Origin of the sequence: Subtercola sp. Z020 (assembly GCF_002931235.1) — a bacterium.
Taxonomy (GTDB): Bacteria; Actinomycetota; Actinomycetes; order Actinomycetales; family Microbacteriaceae; genus Subtercola.
The window spans coordinates 1-1,821 of record NZ_PSTT01000149.1 but is presented as its reverse complement, the minus strand read 5'-3'; the positions used below and the strand labels follow the sequence as shown (position 1 = coordinate 1,821).

Genomic DNA, 1,821 nt, shown 5'->3' with positions numbered 1-1,821 from the left:
AGCTCAAGTGGGGCAAGCCTCGGGCACCGGCGGGCGCGGCACCGAGTTGTGTTCATAGTGTTTGTGGGTAGCCAGGCGCCGGAACGGGCATCCGGAACCTGCTCGCGAGCGGCGACCGTGCCGTCGACGAGATCTTCGTGACCGACACCCGCGTGCTCGTGGTGAACCAGGAGCCGGCGGTGGCGGTGGCACCCGCCCGCGGCGGCGGTCGCGGGGCTGGGCGTGGCCGTGGGGCTGGGCGCGTGCGCGGCGGCGGGCGCGGAGCGGGGCGCGGTCGCGGCGCGGCGCGGGTGATGGGTACGGTCACCACGATCCGCGACCACACCGACCTGCTGCGCATCTCGGGGGAGTTGCAGAGCATGCGCACCCTCTCTGACGCGCTGCGCTCGCAGACGCACGAATACGCCAACCGGCTGCACACCATCGTCGCCCTGATCGAGCTCGGCCGGCCCGACGAAGCCATCGCCCTGGCCGCCGGCGAGCTGGACCGCGGCCAGAACCTCGCCGACCAGCTCAGCGAGGCGGCCGAGGAGCCCGTGCTCGCCGCGCTGCTCGTCGGCAAATCCGCGCAGGCCAGGGAGCGCGGCGTCGCCCTCGAGCTGGTGATCGACCCCGACCTCGGCCCGATCGGGGTGCCGGCCGACGACCTCATCACCATCGTCGGCAACCTCGTCGACAACGCTTTCGACGCGGTGTCGGGCGCGGGCGCGGCTGGGCCGGCGTATGCTCCGCAGGTCACCGTCTCGGTCACCGCGGGTGGCGGCGAGCGGGATGCCGCGGCGGCGCTGGGGCGGGATGCCGCGGCCAGCCCCGAGGCATCCGTCGTCATCCGCGTGAGCGACAACGGACCCGGCATCGCCGACGTCGCCCGTGCCTTCGAGCGCGGCTACTCCTCGAAGTCGGCGGGCCCCGACGGCCGCGGATTCGGCCTCGCCCTCGTGGGCCAGAGCGTGCGCCGCCTCGGCGGCACCATCGCGGTCACCGGTGACGGAGGCGCAGTGGTCACCGTCACGCTGCCCCGTGCGCACGCCGCCGCCGAGCATCCAGAACCCGCCCGGTCCTCCCCGTCACCGACCCCTCTTCCCGGACCGCCCCTGCGTGCGGAGGTTCCCGAATGAGCGGCGGCCCCATGCGCGTGCTGATCGTCGACGACGAGGAGATCACCGCCAGCGCGCACGCCGCCTACGTCGAGCGCCTCACCGGGTTCTCGGTCGCCGGGGTCGCCCACACCGGCCACGAGGCGATCCGGTTGCTGCGGCGGCCCGACACTGTCGACCTCGTTCTGCTCGACATGAACCTCCCCGACACGCACGGGCTCGACCTCTGCCGCCAGATCCGCAGCGCAGGGCTCGACCTCGACGTCATCGCCATCACTGCCGTTCGCGAGGTCGGGGTGGTTCGGGCATCCGTCTCGCTCGGAATCGTGCAGTACCTCATCAAGCCCTTCACCTTCGCGACCTTCGCCGACCGGATGCGGAGCTACCTCGACTTCCGGCGGAGCTTCGACGACGACGGCCGCCTGCTCGCGACGCAGGGTGACGTCGACCATACGCTCGGCGCCCTGCGCACGGTCGCGCCGCCGGCCCACGACAAGGGGCTCTCGGAGGGGACCCTGCAGCTCGTCGTCGCGGCGCTCGCCGCTGCCCCGTCGGCCCTCTCGGCGACCGAGCTGAGCGACTCGGCGGCCATCTCCCGCGTCACCGCGCGCCGCTACCTCGAGCACCTCGTCGCCTCGGGGGCGGCCACGAAGTCCGCCCGCTACGGCGCCCCCGAGGCGACGAGGTGCTCGAGGTAGCGGCGCGCGGTGACGCGGGAGATGGC

2 protein-coding genes are annotated in these 1,821 nt (G+C 73.5%); both read left to right on the top strand.

Annotated features, from left to right (window positions below):
• Positions 1–137 precede the first annotated feature (137 nt).
• Positions 138–1,118: a sensor histidine kinase gene (locus C5B96_RS16905; RefSeq protein ID WP_146078243.1), complete on the top strand. Its 981-nt coding sequence runs from the start codon at positions 138–140 to the stop codon at positions 1,116–1,118.
• Complete coding sequence (locus C5B96_RS16900; RefSeq protein ID WP_104246519.1) at positions 1,115–1,795, top strand: response regulator; 681 nt, start codon at positions 1,115–1,117, stop codon at positions 1,793–1,795. Before C5B96_RS16905 ends, C5B96_RS16900 begins: the two co-directional genes overlap by 4 nt.
• Positions 1,796–1,821: the final 26 nt, after the last annotated feature.